General features: G+C 71.1%; 16 protein-coding genes and 1 tRNA gene. 10 read left to right on the forward strand and 7 right to left on the reverse strand.

All coding sequences use genetic code 11. The features are described 5' to 3' along the window. The first annotated feature begins 253 nt into the window (after positions 1-253). Entirely contained in the window at positions 254-859 is a 606-nt protein-coding gene (locus CV755_RS19980) for a GNAT family N-acetyltransferase (protein WP_109281556.1), read from the forward strand. A 39-nt stretch (positions 860-898) separates the two neighbouring features. Beyond that, positions 899-1,072 carry a hypothetical protein gene (locus CV755_RS36245; protein ID WP_241561304.1) on the forward strand — a complete coding sequence of 58 codons (174 nt, stop codon included), beginning with the start codon at positions 899-901 and terminating at the stop codon, positions 1,070-1,072. Here the strand turns inward: CV755_RS36245 and CV755_RS19990 are convergent. The 3 genes from CV755_RS19990 to CV755_RS20000 form a co-directional block, all read right to left on the reverse strand. Next, positions 1,035-2,312 (reverse strand): RNA polymerase sigma factor, encoded by a 1,278-nt coding sequence (locus CV755_RS19990; protein ID WP_109281557.1) that lies wholly within the window; start codon positions 2,310-2,312, stop codon positions 1,035-1,037. The genes CV755_RS36245 and CV755_RS19990 overlap by 38 nt on opposite strands. Then, on the reverse strand, positions 2,266-2,652 hold the full coding sequence (locus tag CV755_RS19995; protein ID WP_109281558.1) for a YciI family protein: 387 nt from the start codon (positions 2,650-2,652) through the stop codon (positions 2,266-2,268). The genes CV755_RS19990 and CV755_RS19995 overlap by 47 nt, the downstream gene beginning before the upstream one ends. A 146-nt stretch (positions 2,653-2,798) precedes the next feature. Continuing rightward, positions 2,799-4,232, reverse strand: coding sequence for an MFS transporter (locus CV755_RS20000; RefSeq protein ID WP_109281992.1), 1,434 nt, complete (start codon positions 4,230-4,232; stop codon positions 2,799-2,801). A 170-nt stretch (positions 4,233-4,402) separates the two neighbouring features. Between CV755_RS20000 and CV755_RS20005 the strand changes: the two genes are divergently transcribed. Beyond that, positions 4,403-5,392, forward strand: coding sequence for a helix-turn-helix transcriptional regulator (locus CV755_RS20005; RefSeq protein WP_109281559.1), 990 nt, complete (start codon positions 4,403-4,405; stop codon positions 5,390-5,392). Between the two features lie 66 nt (positions 5,393-5,458). On the opposite strand, the gene CV755_RS20010 is transcribed toward CV755_RS20005, so the two are convergent. Continuing rightward, positions 5,459-6,460 carry a sigma-70 family RNA polymerase sigma factor gene (locus CV755_RS20010; protein WP_109281560.1) on the reverse strand — a complete coding sequence of 334 codons (1,002 nt, stop codon included), beginning with the start codon at positions 6,458-6,460 and terminating at the stop codon, positions 5,459-5,461. A gap of 311 nt (positions 6,461-6,771) precedes the next feature. Here CV755_RS20010 and CV755_RS20015 point away from each other — a divergent pair, with 311 nt between their 5' ends. Together CV755_RS20015 and CV755_RS20020 are read left to right on the forward strand one after the other, a co-directional pair. Beyond that, the gene (locus tag CV755_RS20015) at positions 6,772-7,341 is read left to right on the forward strand and encodes a hypothetical protein (protein WP_153068713.1); all 570 of its coding nucleotides are present in this window, start codon (positions 6,772-6,774) and stop codon (positions 7,339-7,341) included. 100 nt (positions 7,342-7,441) lie between these two features. Next, the gene (locus tag CV755_RS20020; protein WP_109281562.1) at positions 7,442-8,518 is read left to right on the forward strand and encodes a questin oxidase family protein; all 1,077 of its coding nucleotides are present in this window, start codon (positions 7,442-7,444) and stop codon (positions 8,516-8,518) included. Positions 8,519-8,533: 15 nt separating this feature from the next. Here CV755_RS20020 and CV755_RS20025 read toward each other — a convergent pair whose 3' ends face one another. Next, positions 8,534-9,310, reverse strand: a complete 777-nt coding sequence (locus CV755_RS20025) for a dioxygenase family protein (protein ID WP_109281563.1) — start codon at positions 9,308-9,310, stop codon at positions 8,534-8,536. Positions 9,311-9,423: 113 nt separating this feature from the next. Between CV755_RS20025 and CV755_RS20030 the strand changes: the two genes are divergently transcribed. Continuing rightward, positions 9,424-9,930 (forward strand): MarR family winged helix-turn-helix transcriptional regulator, encoded by a 507-nt coding sequence (locus CV755_RS20030; RefSeq protein ID WP_109281564.1) that lies wholly within the window; start codon positions 9,424-9,426, stop codon positions 9,928-9,930. Positions 9,931-10,045: 115 nt separating this feature from the next. On the opposite strand, the gene CV755_RS20035 is transcribed toward CV755_RS20030, so the two are convergent. Together CV755_RS20035 and CV755_RS20040 are read right to left on the reverse strand one after the other, a co-directional pair. Further along, entirely contained in the window at positions 10,046-11,554 is a 1,509-nt protein-coding gene (locus CV755_RS20035) for an MFS transporter (protein ID WP_109281565.1), read from the reverse strand. A gap of 96 nt (positions 11,555-11,650) precedes the next feature. Beyond that, entirely contained in the window at positions 11,651-12,280 is a 630-nt protein-coding gene (locus tag CV755_RS20040) for a TetR/AcrR family transcriptional regulator (protein WP_241561305.1), read from the reverse strand. A 259-nt stretch (positions 12,281-12,539) separates the two neighbouring features. On the opposite strand from CV755_RS20040, the gene CV755_RS20045 reads away from it, so the two are divergent. The 4 genes from CV755_RS20045 to CV755_RS20060 all read left to right on the forward strand — a co-directional run bounded on the left by CV755_RS20045 (position 12,540) and on the right by CV755_RS20060 (position 16,277). After that, positions 12,540-13,805: a M6 family metalloprotease domain-containing protein gene (locus tag CV755_RS20045; protein ID WP_109281567.1), complete on the forward strand. Its 1,266-nt coding sequence runs from the start codon at positions 12,540-12,542 to the stop codon at positions 13,803-13,805. 179 nt (positions 13,806-13,984) lie between these two features. Further along, on the forward strand, positions 13,985-15,190 hold the full coding sequence (locus CV755_RS20050) for an NAD(P)/FAD-dependent oxidoreductase (protein WP_109281568.1): 1,206 nt from the start codon (positions 13,985-13,987) through the stop codon (positions 15,188-15,190). Further along, positions 15,187-16,116 (forward strand): RNA polymerase sigma-70 factor, encoded by a 930-nt coding sequence (locus CV755_RS20055; RefSeq protein WP_109281569.1) that lies wholly within the window; start codon positions 15,187-15,189, stop codon positions 16,114-16,116. The genes CV755_RS20050 and CV755_RS20055 overlap by 4 nt, the downstream gene beginning before the upstream one ends. A gap of 88 nt (positions 16,117-16,204) precedes the next feature. Beyond that, positions 16,205-16,277 (forward strand) — tRNA-Arg (locus tag CV755_RS20060). Positions 16,278-16,308: the final 31 nt, after the last annotated feature.

Genomic DNA, 16,308 nt, shown 5'->3' on the forward strand with positions numbered 1-16,308 from the left:
TCCACCTGCTTTCACTAACGTATTAGTGGAATGATGCGGATCTGCGGCCCGCCCCGTCAAATTCCGGCATGGCACCCACTCCGGCGCCCACCCCCGCGCCCGCTCTTCACCCGCGCGCCTGCCATAGTTCCCCCCGTCGCCGCCGCCCGGACCAGGGCGGTACGGATGCTGAGCGCGCTCCCCGGCGACCCCGCCTCTTTGCACTAGCTCAAAGTCCATTGTCACCTAGTACGAAACGCCCTATCTTTCAGCCATGATCAGCACCACAGCCGTCCCGCCCGTACGTTCCACCACCCTCCCCGGCCGCCATGTCCGGCTGGAACCGCTGGCCCATTCCCATGTGCCGGACCTCTTCCAGGCGGTCGCCGGTGACGAGGACGTATGGCGCTGGGTGTCCGCCCTGATGCCCCGCACCGAGGACGAACTGCACGCCGTCATCGGCGCCCGGCTGGACAATCCGGAGCTCGTCCCCTTCGCCGTCATCCAGCTGGCCACCGGCCGCTGTGTGGGCGTGACCTGCTATGCCAACATCAGCGCGCGGGACGAGTCGCTGGAGATAGGCGGCACCTTCTACGGCCGCGCGGTCTGGCGCACGGCGGTCAACACCGAGGCCAAGCTGCTGCTGATGACCCATGCCTTCGAGGACCTGGGCATGGGCCGCGTCCAGTGGTGCGCCGACCGCCGCAATGAGCGCTCCCGCAATGCCATCCTGCGCCTGGGCGCCACCTATGAGGGCACCTTCCGCCGCCACCGCCGCCGCCCGGACGGCACCTGGCGGGACACCATGCAGTTCGCGATGCTGCGAGATGAGTGGCCGGCGGCGAAGGAGCGGCTGGAGGCGCGGCTGTCGCGGGGGTGAGCGGGGCCTTTGTCAGACCCCCCTGACACTCTGTCCGCCATGGACGATCTCATCGGCACCCAGACGCCCACGCGACGCATCGCGGATCCCGCCGAGGCGGTCGGCCTTCTGGAGCGGGCGCTCCCGGCGGACGAGCTCCCGGCGGGCACCTTCCTCACCGGACATGCGGGACGGTTCATGACTGCGGCGGCCCACCGGATGCCCGTTCCATAAGGGCCAGCAGATGGCGCCGCTCCGGCTCGCTGCCGGTGCGCCGGGCGGCCTCCCCGTATGCCTCCGCCGCCGCGGCCCGGTCGCCGAGCAGTTCCAGCAAGTGGGCCCGAGTGGCCGGCAGGCGGTGGTGGCGGGCCATCCGGGGATCGGCGGCGGCCAGGGCGGTGAGCAGGTCGAGCCCGGCCGCGGGTCCGTCCACCATGGCGAGGGCGACCGCCCGGTTGAGGGTGACCACCGCGCTCGGCGCGACCTGCTCCAACAGGCCGTAGAGCGCCAGCACTTGGCGCCAGTCCGTGGCCTCCGCGCTCGCCGCCTCGTCATGCACGGCGGCGATGGCGGCCTGCAACTGGTACGGGCCGACCGCACCCCGGCGCAGCGTCCGGGCGAGCAACTCCGTTCCGTCCGCGATCAGTTGGCGGTCCCAGAGCGAACGGTCCTGGTCGGGGAGCGGCACCAGTTCGCCATGGGGACCGACCCTGGCCGGGCGGCGGGCGTCGGTGAGCAGCATCAGGGCCAGCAGGCCCGCCACTTCGCAGTCATCGGGCAGCAGCCGGTGCAGCAGCCGGGTCAGCCGGATGGCCTCGGTGGACAGCGCGGGCGTGGTCAGTTCCGGCGAAGAGGTGCTGGTATAGCCCTCGTTGAAGATCAGGTAGAGGACGTGCAGCACCTCGCCCAGCCGCCGGTGGTACTCCCCCGGGTCCGCCGGCTCCGGGAAGCCCGGCCGGACCACCCGCTTGGCGCGGGTGATCCGCTGGGCCATGGTCGCCTCGGGCACCAGAAAGGCCGCCGCGATCTGGGCGGTGGTCAGACCGCCCACCGCCCGCAGGGTCAGCGCGATCCGGCCCGCCGCGGAGAGGTCCGGGTGACAGCAGAGGAACAGCAGGGCCAGGGAGTCGTCCCGGTCCCCCGCCGGACGTGCGTCGGCCGCCCAGGCCAGCAGTTCGGACTGCGGGGTGGCCAGGGCGAGGCGCGCCTCGCGGTTGCGGCGGGCCTGGTCGGCCCGTATCTGATCGACCAGCCGGCGGGCGGCGACCGTGATCAGCCAGCCCCGGGGAGTGTCCGGGGTGCCCTCCCGCGGCCACTTCAGGGCCGCCGCCAGCAGCGCCTCCTGCACGGCGTCCTCACAGAGATCGAAGGAGCCGTACCGGCGGACCAGCGCCCCAAGCACCTGGGGCGCCAGCTCGCGCAGCAGCTCATCCGGCCTGACGGCCACGGTCACAACCCCGCTCCGGCGACTCATGCGGAACCGGCCAGACCTCGACCGGGTCCTGCCCCGCGATGGGCATCTCGGAGACGATCCGCAGCGCCCGCTCCTCGGTCTCGCACTCGAAGAGGTAGAAGCTGGCCATGTACTCCTTGGTCTCCAGGTACGGGCCGTCGGTGACCACCGGCTCCCCGCCCTCGCGGCGCACCAGCTTGGCCTGGGCCGCGTCCGCCAGCCCATAGGCGCCCACCAGCTCCCCGGTCTCCCGGTAGCGGGCCAGATACGCCTCCTGCTCGGCAATGATGGCCGGCCACTCCTCGGCCGGTACGGCGTCCCACTTGGCCTGGTTGCCGTAGATCATCGCGAGGTACTTCATCTCGGGTGTCCCCTCGTTCTCGCCCGCCCCGGTGGCGCGCTGTCACCCAAGGGTCGGAGCGGGACGCCGGTTCTCGACATCCCGCTCCCGATTGTCTTCGAACCCGGACTCGCGAGGAGTTCCTGGAGGAGTTCCCGGAAGAATTCCTAGGCGGCCAGCGGCAGTTCATCGGCCGGCTCGGTGTCCGCCTCGGCGGCCGCCCGCGCCGACGCCTTCCGGGGCAGGGCGAACATCAGGGCCAGGACCAGGCACAGCACGCCCGTCACCCACCACATGCCATGGGCGTAGGCGTCCGAGAACGCCTGGCCGATCCGGCCATGGGCGACCGCGCCCTGGTCCACCGCGTCGAAGAAGACCACCGAGACCAGGCCCAGCCCAATGGCATTGCCCAGCTGCTGGGTGGTGTTGATCAGCCCGGAGGCCGAGCCGGAGTGCTCGCGCGGCACCTCGGAGAGCACCGCGTCGGTCAGCGGGGCCACGATCAGGCCCATTCCGGTGCCCATGACCACCAGCGGCAGGGCCATCTCCCAGGAGGTGATGCCCGTACCGAAGTGCTTGGCCTCCCAGATGTAGAGCAGGACGCCGCACATCATGGTCAGCGCACCGGCCTGGAGCACCTTGCGGCCGAAGCGGGGCACCAGCTTCTGGACGGACATTCCGGCGGCGGCCGAGACCGCCAGCGAGAACGGGACGCCGGTCAGCCCCGCGTGCAGCGCGCTCCAGCCCAGCCCGATCTGCATATACAGCGTCCAGATCAGGAAGAAGATGCCGCAGGCGATGCCAAAGGCGGTCTGCAGGGCGATACCGGCCGCGAAGCTCTTGACCCGGAACAGCGAGAGCTCGACCAGCGGGGAGCCGTCCCTGGCGGCCTTGCGGCGCTCATAGGCGACAAAGAGGGCGAAGACCACCGCGCTGCCCGCCGTGCAGAGGTAACCCCACAGCGGCCAGCCCAGCTCCCGGCCCTGGGTGAGCGGGTAGAGCAGCATCAGCAGGGCGGAGGTGGCCAGGGCGACCCCGACGAGGTCCAGCTTCAGCGCCCGCGGCGCCTTGGACTCGGCGATATAGCGGCGGCCCAGCAGCAGACCGGCGATGCCCACCGGCAGGTTGACCAGGAAGATCGGGCGCCATTCCAGGCCGAAGAGGTTCCACTGGGTGAGCAGGGCGCCCAGGATCGGGCCGGAGACCGCGCCCAGCCCGACGACCATGCCGAAGAGCCCGAAGACCTTGCCGCGCTCCTCGGCCGGGAAGGTGGAGTGCACAATGGCCAGCACCTGCGGGACCATCAGGGCGGCCATCCCGCCCTGCAGCACCCGGGCGGCCACCAGGAAGTGCGGGTCGGCGGCGACACCGCAGAGCATCGAGGCGAGAGTGAAGCCGGACATGCCGAGCAGGAACATCCGCCGGCGTCCGAAGATGTCGCCCAGGCGGCCACCGGTGATCAGACCGGCGGCGAAGGCCAGCGCATAGCCCTCGGTGATCCACTGGAGGATGCTGAAGGACGCGCCTATGTCCCGTTTGATGCTGGGCATGGCGATATTGACGATCGTCACATCGACCAGGTCCATAAAGGACGCGGTCATCACCACCGCGAGCGCGATCCACCGGCGGCGGTCGGGCGGCGGGGAGGTGCTCACTGAGGTCACAGGGGTACTGCCTTTCGCTTCACTTCTTGCTCGGTCTTCGGGGCGGTCCCCACATTAGGAGCGCTCTAGGACAGATCGCGTCCTAGTTACCCGCCAGACTTGGCGTCATGACGGACACACCCGTACGACTCCTGAATCTGCTGTCGCTTCTCCAGACCCCCCGCGAGTGGCCGGGCAGCGAGCTCGCCGAGCGGCTCGCCGTGAGCACGCGCACGATTCGACGGGACATCGAGCGCTTGCGTGACCTCGGTTATCCCGTACAGGCAACGATGGGAGCGGTGGGTGGGTACCGGCTGGCCGCCGGAGCGGCGCTGCCGCCCCTGGTGCTGGACGACGAGGAGGCGGTCGCCATCGCGGTGGGGCTGCGGGCCGGGGCCGGCCATGCCGTCGATGGTATCGAAGAGGCGTCGGTACGGGCGCTGGCCAAGCTGGAGCAGGTGCTGCCCTCCCGGCTGCGCCACCGGGTGACCTCACTCCAGGCCGCCACCGTTCCGCTGACCTGGGGCGACGGGGCCACCGTCGATCCGCGCACGCTGACCGTGATGGCCTCGGCCGCCACCGGGCGGGAGCGGCTGCGGTTTGCCTACCGCAAGGGCGACGGCACCGGGACCAAGCGGCTGGTGGAGCCGCACAGCCTGGTCAGCACCGGGCGGCGCTGGTATCTGGTGGCCTACGACAATGACCGCGAGGACTGGCGCACCTTCCGGGTGGACCGGGTGAGCGAGCCCTTCGCCACCGGCGCCCGCTTCGAGCGCCGCGAGCTTCCGGCGGAGAACGCGGCGGACTTCGTCCGCGGTTCCACGGCCCGCAACCAGCCGGGCTACCGGGTGGTGGCGACGGTACGGGCCCCGGCGGCCTTTGTCACCGCCCGGCTGGCCAACCATCTGGGCACCCCGCGGCCCATCGACGAGGACAGCTGCCGGCTGGACGCGGTGAGCACCGACTCCATCGAGTGGACGGCCTTCCGGCTGCTGATGCTGGACTGCGAGTTCCAGGTGACCGAGCCCCCGGAACTGGTCGCTCATCTGCGGGACCTGGGCGCCCGCATCTCCCGCGCCACGGCCCGTACGGGGACGGCCCCGGCCGGAGCACCTTGAGCATGAAGAAGGGCCCCGGCGCGGGGGGGGGTGGCGCCGAGGCCCGGTCTATGAGGTTATGCCCTTTTAGGCCGCCGCGTCGAAACCGGTGTCATGAGCCATCTTCTTCAGCTCCAGCAGAGCGTGCTTCTCGATCTGCCGGATCCGCTCCCGGGTGAGGCCATGCTGCTTGCCCACCTCGGTGAGGGTGCGCTCACGCCCGTCCTCGATGCCATAGCGGGCCTTGATGATGGACGCGGTGCGCTCGTCCAGGCGGCCGATCAGGCTCTCCAGCTCCTCGGTGCGCAGCAGCGCGACCACGGCCTGCTCGGGGGAGATCGCGGAGGTGTCCTCCAGCAGATCGCCGAACTGGGTCTCGCCCTCGTCGTCCACCGACATATTGAGGCTCACCGGGTCACGGGCCCAGTCCAGGACATCGCCGACGCGCTCGGGGCTGGTGCCCAGCTCGGCGGCGATCTCCTCGTGCTCCGGGTCACGGCCGTGCTCCCGGTTGAACTCGCGCTGCACCCGGCGGATGCGGCCGAGCTCCTCCACCAGGTGGACGGGGAGCCGGATGGTGCGCGACTGGTCGGCGATGGAGCGGGTGATGGCCTGACGGATCCACCAGGTGGCATACGTGGAGAACTTGAAGCCCTTGGTGTAGTCGAACTTCTCCACCGCCCGGACCAGGCCGGCGTTGCCCTCCTGGATCAGGTCCAGCAGCGGCAGGCCGCTGCGCGGGTAGCGGCGGGCGACGGCGACCACCAGGCGCAGGTTGGACTTGATGAAGATGTCCTTGGCATGGGCGCCCTCGGCGGCTATCGCCTCCAGCTCCTCACGTGAGGCGCCGGCTGCCTCACCGCTCTCCAGGCCGTCGAGGATCTGCTGGGCGTAGACGCCGGCCTCGATGGTCTGGGACAGCTCGACCTCCTTGGCGGCGTCGAGCAGAGGTGTGCGCGCGATCTCGTCGAGGTACATGCCGACCAGGTCGCGGTCGGCGATCTCCCCGGCCGAGGCGCGCACATTGCTTGCTGCCTCGTCACTGCCGGTGGGGGTGGTCCGACGACGGGCGACGGCACGGGTTGCCATGCGTGCTCCCTTGCGATGAGTGGGTCGCGGGATGATGGAAGGGACCCGGTTGAACTCGCCGAGGAGTCCCCCGCGAGGCCCGTCCGAAGGAAAGAACGACCGGAATCCGGACAGAATTCCCAAGAAACGTCTTCTTTTTTCTGATCATGCAGTACCCTGCCCCGCCACAATTGGGGCAGCGGCCGATGGAACCGGGGGAAGTCCAGGTCAGGCCGGGTACGGACGCCCGTCGGCGGCCTGGATCCTCCCCTCAAGACGCCCCCCGCCGCCCTCCGGTTGCCCGCCGCCCCGGCCGCCCCTCGGTGATCGAGTTGCCCGGTCCGGGCGGCCGGGTGTGCGCTGGGGGGACAGGGGCCCGCACCGAGGACACCGACGACATCAAGGAGATCGAGGAGTCCGTACGTCCGTACCGAGAGGAGGCCGCGATGCCCGCGCACATCCTGCCCGGACACCACACCGCGCACCCCGGTCCCGGCCCGGTGCCCAGGGACCGCCGGCTGCCGGCCCGTATCACCAGAACCGGCCCGGTGCCGGACACCAGCCGGCCCGCCTGGCTGGTCCCGGTGATCGCCGGAGTGGTGCTCGGCCTGTACACCGTCTTTCTGTCCCATGACAACGGCTTCTCCGAGGGCTCGGGCTGGCTGCTCGGCCTGGCCGCCGCGGTGATCTCCGCCGGCGTCGGCTATCTGCTGGTAAGGGAGCGCAACGCGATGTCCGCCGAGGTCCGGGCGGCCACCTTCGGCGCGCTGCTGGGCGGCTCCATCGGCTTTCTGCACAGCGTGGCCGGCGGAAGCTGGCTGCGGTCCAGCGGGATCGGGCTGGGCTTCGGGATCGGGATGGCCCTGGTCTCGTACTACGTCTTCTACGAGCACGAGCACTGAAACGTTCTCTGTGCCCAGGGAGCGCCTGAGCACCGAAGACCTAGGGAGCCTGGGCCGCCGGACCGATCCGCCCCGCCGGGGCCGCGCCTAGCGTGTTCGCATGACCCAGTCGGAGAGCAGCACGACCCTGGACGAGGCCCTGTCCCGCCTGCACACCACCGGCCCCGAGCATGAGGGCTATCTCAGCAACCACGGGCCCATGGCGGTGGAGGCGTTGGTGCGTCACGGCCGGACGGCGGCCGAGGTGCATCACTGGATCGACGGCTACCGGAGCAAGCTGGAGGAGATGCCCGCCGCGGGCAACCTCCGCCTGGACGAGGAGAATTGGCGGGAGTATCTCGGCCGGCCCCGCCATCTGGCCGACTGGACGGGCCACTTCGGCCGTCTGATGGACCAACGGCCCTGGCGGGAGGTGCTCGCCCAGTGGTGGCCACGGCTGCTGCCGGGCATCCTGGGCGGCGCCACCCATCCGGCGATCCGGGTCGGCCATGCGGTACGGACCCTGCTGGCGGACGGTGACTCCGCGCCGCGCACCGCGGAACTGGCGCAGGCGCTCGGCTACTGGGCCGCCCGCAGCCTCCCGCCGGCCACTCCCGTCACCCTCTCCGGCGCCCACCGCCCGGCCCGCGCACTGGCGGAGGTCCCGCGCGTACCCAGCCGGCGGGGCGGGCTGCTCAGCCGGGTCGGCCGGCTGCCGGACACCCCCGGCTGGCCCGCTGCGGTGCGCGCGCCCCGGCCGGCCCGGGGGCCGGAGGATGCCCGGGAGCTGCTGTCGGAGCTGGTGTGCGAGGCGGTCCGGCGGTACGCGGAAGGGGCGCATGGCGAGCCGGTGATGCTGGTGCACTCGGCCACCGCGCCCAACGCGGTGCTGCGGACGCTGCCCGCGCTCCCCCGCGAGCTGTGGGTGCCGTCCTATACGGCGGCCTGGCTGGCCGCCGCCACGGTGACCGCCGCCTATGCACCGACCGATGCCCGGCCCGTGCCGGCGGCCGTACCCGGCACCGCCGAGGAGGCGTTCGAGCGGGCCGCGGCCCATGGCGACGAGCATGTGATCAAGCTGGCCGACACCGCGCTGGATGTGGCCGCGGCCGCCCCGCACTACGCCGCCACCGCGCTGGCCGCGGTGGACCGGGCCTGTGAGCTGGTCGCGAAACCGGCCTGGACCGCGCGGAGTTGATCACGCGCACCCCGGTCAGCCGAACTGCACCGAGCGCTTGGCCAGCCCCCTCCAGAAGCCGTCGATCACACTGCGCTGGCTGCCGAGTTCGTCCTCGGCGGCGCCCAGGGCGACAAACAGCGGGGCGAAGTGCTCGGTGCGCGGGTGGGCCAGCCGGGCCGCGGGGGACTTCTGCCAGAAGTCCAGCAGCGCGTCCACGTCCCCGGCCGCCAGCGCCTCCTGGCCCCAGTGGTCGAACTCGGCGGACCAGGCCGGGGTGCCGGAATGACGCAGGGCAGCCAGATTGTGGGTGAAGAAGCCGCTGCCGACGATCAGCACCCCCTCCTCGCGCAGCGGGGCCAGCCGGCGGCCGGTCTCCAGCAGCCGCCGGGGGTCGAGGGTGGGCAGCGACATCTGCAGCACCGGGACGTCCGCCCGCGGATACATCTCCCCCAGCGGCACATAGGCGCCATGATCCAGCCCCCGCTCCGGCAGGTCCTGTACGGGCGTACCGGCCCGGCGCAGCGTCTTGCGCAGCCGCTCGGCCAGGGCGGGGGCGCCGGGGGCGGGGTAGCGGACCCGGTAGTAGCGCTCGGGGAAGCCCCAGAAGTCATGGACCAGCGGGACGGTGGTGGTGGCGCCCAGCGCCAGGGGGGCCTCCTCCCAGTGCGCGGAGACCATCAGCACGGCGCGCGGCCGGGGCAGCCCGGCCGACCAGGCGGCCAGCTGGCCCGGCCACAGCGGGTCATCGGCGAGCGGCGGGGCGCCATGCGAGAGATAGAGGACGGGCATGCGTCCGGCGGGGGTCGGCATGACACCCTCCCTCTAATACTTGAACTCTAAAACATCCACCCTCAGATTACGCTGGGATATTCAAAGTTCAAGCATTGCGGAGGGTCGGATCAATGCGTGAAACAGTGGATGTCATGAGCAACCGACCCGCGACGGACCAGCCGCCGGCCCGCTGGCTCAATGAGCAGGAGCAGGCCACCTGGCGGGCCTTCCGTCATGCCATGACGCTGCTGGAGGACCACCTCGACCGTCAGCTGCAGCGTGACGCGGGCATGCCCCACCTCTACTACGGCCTGCTGGTGGAGCTCTCCGAGGCCCCGCGCCGCCGGATGCGGATGACCGAACTGGCCCGGAGCGCCAAGATCACCCGGTCCCGGCTCTCCCATGCCATCGCCCGGCTGGAGAAGAACGGCTGGGTGCGCCGTGAGGACTGCCCCTCGGACAAGCGTGGCCAGCTGGCGGTACTGACCGAGGAGGGCTACCGGATGCTGAGCGAGTCGGCGCCGGGCCATGTGGCCGCGGTCCGGGCGGCCGTCTTCGACCTGCTCACCCCCGAGGAGACCAGGCAGTTCGGCGAGATCTGCGGCAAGCTGGCCACCGCCCTCCAGCCGACCGGGGCGGACCTGCCCTGGCTGCGCTGAGCATTGACGCTCCGCGCTGACGCCGGGGTTGACCCCATGCGGATGGTACGGCGAAGGCCCCCGCCGGACGGAGCAGTCCGGGCGGGGGCCCTGCGTCGGTAAGGCGACGGACCGGTCAGTGCGCCATCACCGGAACGAAGTCCTCGGCGTCCGCGTCCTCACCGGAGGCGGCGACCGAAGAGCCATTGTCATGGCCGACATTGATGAGCACCAGGGCGAGCAGCGCGGACAGCGTAAGGATGCCCCCCGCCCACCAGATGGCCACCTTGTAGCCGTGCACCATGGACTGGAACCCCAGCAGCTTCGGTGAAGTGGCGTGCGCCAGATGCGACTTGGCGTACGCGGTGGTGGCGCTGGCCGCGATGGTGTTCAGCAGCGCGGTGCCAATGGCGCCGCCGACCTGCTGCGAGGTGTTGACCATCGCGGAGGCGACACCGGCGTCCCGCGCCTGCACCCCATGGGTGGCCATGCTCATGGCGGGCATAAAGGCCGTACCCATGCCCACACCCATGATCATCAGGCCGGGCAGGATGCCGGTGGTGTAGGAGGTGTCCAGGTCGATCCGGGTGAGCAGCAGCATGCCGACCGCCGCCAGCAGGAAGCCCGGGGCCATCAGCCAGCGCGGGGCCACCCGGGTCATCAGCCGGGCGCCGATCTGGGTGGAACCGGTGATCATCATGGCGATCATCGGCAGGAAGGCCAGACCGGTCTTGACCGGGCTGTAGGCCCGTACCACCTGCAGGTAGTACACCAGGAACAGGAACAGGCCGAACATCGCGATGGAGGCCAGGCCCAGCGAGGCGTAGACACCGGCGCGGTTGCGGTTGGCCACCACACGCAGCGGCAGCAGCGGCGCCTTCACCCGGGCCTCGAAGGCCACAAAGGCACTCAGCAGCACTGCGGCCGCCGCGAACAGGCCGATAGTGCCGCCGGCCGTCCAGCCGTTGGACTCGGCACGGGTGAAGCCGTACACCAGCGAGACCAGGCCCAGGGTGGCCAGCACCACACCGGGCACATCCAGCCGGGCGGAGTTGCGGCTGCCCGCCCGCTCCTTGATGGTCGCTATCGCACCGGTCGCGGCCACGATGGCGAAGGGGATGTTGACAAAGAAGGTCCAGCGCCAGTTGAGGTACTCGGTGAACAGCCCGCCGAGGATCAGGCCGACGCCGCCACCGGCACCGGCGATGGCACCGAACACACCGAAGGCCTTGGCGCGTTCCTTGGCCTCGGTGAACATCACCGCCAGCAGCGACAGCGCGGAGGGGGCGAGCAGCGCGCCGAAGACGCCCTGCAGGGCGCGGGCACCCATCAGCATTGGTCCGTTGACCGCCGCGCCACCGATGGCGGAGGCGGCGGCAAAGCCCAACAGGCCCGTGACAAAGGCGTTCTTACGGCCCCAGAGATCGGATATTCGGCCACCGAAGAGCAGCAGGCCACCGAAGGCGAGGGCATAGGCGGTGATCACCCACTGGCGGTTGCCGTCCGAGATGTGCAGCGCCTTCTGGGCGGACGGCAGCGCGATATTGACGATGGTGGCGTCCAGGACGACCATCAGCTGGGCGAGGGCGATAAAGATCAGCGCTTTCCAGCGCCTGGGGTCGGGTGCGGTGTTGATGTCTGGCATGGCAGGGCCTAACTGGCGTCGCGGGCTTGCGGAAGGAAGTCTCAAGGTCTGATCGGACTATGGCAGAGGGGTCTGACAACGGGCTTCGCGGGGCGATCAGTTGTCGCGGAAGTCACTGAAGGTCGCGGCCCTCCCCGGCAGTTGGGAGCGGGCCGGAGCCAGCAGACCGTCCAGGAAGATCTGCAGGTGGCGGTGGATGAACTGGCCGAAGTTCGTACAACCCGGGCCCGGCAGCGGCCGGGTGAGCTGGGAGAGCGCCATCATCAGGTCGCCGACCTCCACATCGGGGCGCAGCTGACCCGAGTTACGGGCCGCCGACAGCAGCGCTTCGATGCCCCGCTCCATCCGCAGCCGGGCGTCCTCCAGCTCCGGGTGGTGGCGGTCCACATCACCGTCCAGCAACGGGCACAGCGCGCCCACCTGTTCATCGGCGGCGGCGTGCACAAAGCGGCTCAGTGCTCGGAAAGCATCGGGCTCCTCGGCTCTGGCCCTCTCCGCCCGGTCGGCGATGCGGGATACCACGGAGAGGACGACATGGTGGATCAGCTCGCGGCGGTCCGCGAAGTGCCGGTACAGCGTGGCATTGCCCACCCCGACGCGTCGAGCGATTTTGTCGAAGGAGAACTCCGGTCCCTCCTCGACCAGCAGCTCCCGGGCGGCCACCAGGATCCGCTCGCGGTTGCGCTGGGCATCCGCGCGAAGACGCGGCTGCGGCGGGGCTGACACGAGAGGGCCTCCTGGGTCCGGGGTGAGATCGGTGATCCGCGGGTGAGTTCCGGGACGGCCGCGGGAACTGCGCGGCCGGTCGCCGCGAAAAACGGGGACCATCCCCCCGTTTTTTGTGGGACGCACTGTCAAACGGGGAGCCCCTCCCCGGAAATTTCCCGTTCCGCCTGTGATCCGCGTCACCCATTTGCCGTACCCCCGTGGGCGAACACCCGCGCGAGAACCCACAGTGAAGGGAGCGCTGCAGGAGGTGACGGCCATGAGATCGCTGGCCATCCCGGTCATGGCGGCCACCCTGTTCGCCCTCACCGCACCGGCTCCCGCCGAGGCCTGCCGGACCGTTCCGGCGGCCTTCACCGCGGTGGACCCCACCGGCCGCCCGCCCTCCGGTCCCTGCGCCCTGCGCACGGCCACCCACAATGTCTCCGAGGGAGCCAGGACCCCGCGCGGCTTCGCCCGCTCCAGCGGGGTGGTGCGGGCCGTGACCCTCTTCATCGACTTCCCGGACGCCCCGGCCCGCCTCACCCCGCAGCAGCGGTACGCCGAGTTCTTCCCCGCCGTACCCGCCTACTACCGGGCCAGCTCCTACGGCCGGCTGGACTACCGCTCCACCCCGCTGCTGCGCTGGATCCGGATGTCACGCCCGTACTCCGCGTACGGGATAGAGCGCGGCACTCCCTTCGAGGCGCGCGGCGATGCCGGGTACTACGCGCTGTCCAAGGAGATCCTGGCCGCGGTGGACGGACAGCTCGACCTGCGCCACTACGACCTGGTCAATGTGCTGGCCGCCCCCGACGCCGGGCCGCCGGCCACCGAGGACGTCCGCTCGGTCACCTTCGCCGGCGCCCCCACCGGGCTGCGCACCCGGCACGGCGCCCCGCTGAAGAACGTCTCCTTCATCTGGAGCCGGCAGACCGGTGACAGCCCCTACCGGGTGCTCACCCATGAGAACGCGCACAGCTTCGGCCTGCCCGACCTCTACTACACCGGCTCCGGCAGCCGGCTGCGTACCCCGGTGGGCCACTGGGACCCGATGGACGAGGACTGGGGCCCGTCCAATGACTTCCTGGCCTGGCACAAATGGAAGCTGGGCTGGCTGGCCCCGGGCCAGGTGCACTGCGCCACCCTGGCCGGCACCCGCACCTTCACCCTGACCCCGACCTCGGTCAAGGGCGGCCCCAAGCTGGTGGTGGTCCCGCTCTCCCCCACCCGGGCCGTCACCCTGGAGGCCCGCGCGCCCGGCCCGCTGGACCACGCCGTCTGCCGCCCCGGCATCCTGGTCACCACCGTGGCCACCGACCACCCCTCCGGCGCCGGGCCCATCCGCACCCTGGACGCCACCCCAGGCAGCCGGGGCTGCTACACCAAGGACCCCAATGTCACCGCCGGCCTGACCGACGCGACCTTTCTCCCCGGGCAGCACGTCACCATCGAGGGCGTCACCGTGGAGGTAACCGGCCATGACCGCCAGGGCAGTTGGCAGGTCAAGGTCACCCGCCGGGGCCGCGGCGCACAACGCCACTGAGGGGCCCTTGGGCCCGGGGCGGCATGCCGCTCCGCCGCGTGGGCCCGGCCGGTCATGGACGGCCCGCGCCCAGCCCCGTCCACCGATGTGCCCCACCTCACATCCAGCCCATGTCACACAGGAGCCCCCGCCCCCCATCCCCTGGTCGTCAATCACCGACCACGACGAACGGCGGACCGATGAGCCTCCTGCCCACCCCCGACCCCCCCGCCCCGCACCGCGTCCTGATCCTCGGCGCGGGGTACGCCGGCCTGGCCGCCGCCATCCAGCTCGCGGCCCGTACCAAGCGCCGCCAGGACATACACCTCACCCTGGTCAACGCCCAGGAGCAGTTCACCGAGCGGCTGCGGCTGCCCATGACGGCCACCGGACGGCAAACCGCCCCGCTGAGCATCCCCGGCCTGCTGGACGGAACCGCCGCCCGCTTCGTCCGCGGCTGGGTGACCGCGCTGAACACCGAGGCCAGGACCGTACGCATCGACGACGACCACGACCTGCCCTACGACACCCTGGTCTACGCCCTGGGCGGCGTGACCGACACGGTCTCGGTGCCGGGTGCCGAGGACCATGCGTACACCCTGAACACCGTCCAGGACGCCGGTCTCCTGGCCGCCCGGCTGGCGCGGCTGGACCGCGGCACGGTGGTGATCGGCGGCAGCGGGCTGACCGGAGTGGAGACGGCCGCGGAGATCGCCGAGCGGTACCCGCACCTGGACGTCCTGCTGCTGGGCCGCCGGGAACCGGGCGCCACCCTGCACCCCGGGGCCAGGACCTACCTCCGCACCGCCCTGGACCGCCTGGGGGTACGCGTCCGCAGCGGAACCGAGGTGGCCAAGGTGCTGCCGGACGCCGTGGAACTGTCCGACGGTGAGCACATCGCCGCCGATGCGGTGGTATGGACCAGCGGCGTCCGGATGTCCCCGCTGGCCGCCGCCGCGGGCCTGACCGTGGACGCGCACGGCCGCATCGTCACCGACGACGCCCTGCGGTCCGTCTCGCACCCGGAGGTGTACGCGGTGGGCGACGCCGCCGCGATCCGCCAGGGCTACGGCGTGATGCACGGCACCTGCCAGGGCGGCATGCCCACCGGCGTACACGCCGCGCTCTCCATCCTCCGCGCCCTGAGCGGCCGTCGTCCCAAGCCCTTCCGCTTCGGCTACTACCACACCCCCGTGAGCCTGGGCCGGCAGGACGCCGTGGTGCAGTTCACCCACCCCGACGACAGCCCGCGCCGTCTGTATCTGACCGGCCGACTGGCGGCCCGGTACAAAGAGGCGGTGACCGCAGCCCCCTGGCCGACCTACGGCCGAATGAAGAAGATGCCCGCCTCCGGCGCGTTCTGGCCCCACGGCGGACGCTTCACCCGCACCCGGAACCCCCGATGACCCGCCCCGCGCCCTCCTCCCTCGACCCTGACCAGCAGGTCTTCCACCAGCACCGCCGCCTGCTGTTCTCCGTCGCCTACCGCGTCCTGGGCAGCGCGGCCGACGCCGAGGATGCGGTCCAGGACGCCTGGCTCAAATGGTCGGCCGCCGACCGCTCGCAAGTGGCCGACCCCAGGGCCTATCTGGCACGGATCGTCTCCAACCTGGCCCTGGAACGCCTGCGCTCCGCCCGCCACCAGCGCGAGGTCTACGCCGGCCCCTGGCTCCCGGAGCCCATCCTCACCACCGGCGACACCGCCGAGACCGTGGAGGACGCCGAATCCGTCTCCATGGCCATGCTGGTGGTCCTGGAGACCCTGAGCCCGCTGGAGCGCGCGGTGTTCGTACTCAAAGAGGTCTTCGACTTCAGCCATGCCGAGATCGCCGAGGCGGTGGAACGCTCCGAGGCCGCGGTACGGCAGGCCGCGCACCGCGCCCGCGAACATGTCCGGGCCCGGCGGCCGCGCTTCACCGCGGACCGGTCACGGCAGCGCGAGGTCACCGAGCGGTTCTTCACCGCCGCGCTCGGCGGTGACCTCAACGCCCTGCTGGAGCTGCTGTCCCCGGACGTCACCCTGTGGACCGACGGCGGCGGCAAGGTCCGCCAGGCCATGCGCCCGGTGACCGGCGCCGCCACCGTCGCCGCCTGGTTCGCCGCCATTGGCACCGTCACCTACCAGGGCGTCTCCCCTGCCGAGATGCGCGCCGAACTCACCGAGATCAACGGCGGCCCCGGCGTGGTCTTCTCCGCCCCCGACCGCGTGATCGCCACCCTCACCTTCGACTTCGACGCCACCGGCCGCATCACCACCCTCCACAACGTGGCCAACCCGGACAAACTCCAGGCCATCACCCAAGGCACCACCCACGACATCCGCGCCCACTGACCCCACCACCCCGGAGACCGGCAACCCCTTCCCCAGCGCCCCCCGGAACCCGGTAGGCTGACCTCCGGCCACCAACCGGGTGGCCTGCGCCTCCGTAGCTCAGGGGATAGAGCACCGCTCTCCTAAAGCGGGTGTCGGCAGTTCGAATCTGCCCGGGGGCACTTCGTGGTAACGCGCTGACCTGGGGTTTCT

Source organism: Streptomyces orinoci, assembly GCF_003121295.1.
GTDB classification, from domain to species: domain Bacteria; phylum Actinomycetota; class Actinomycetes; order Streptomycetales; family Streptomycetaceae; genus Streptomyces; species Streptomyces orinoci.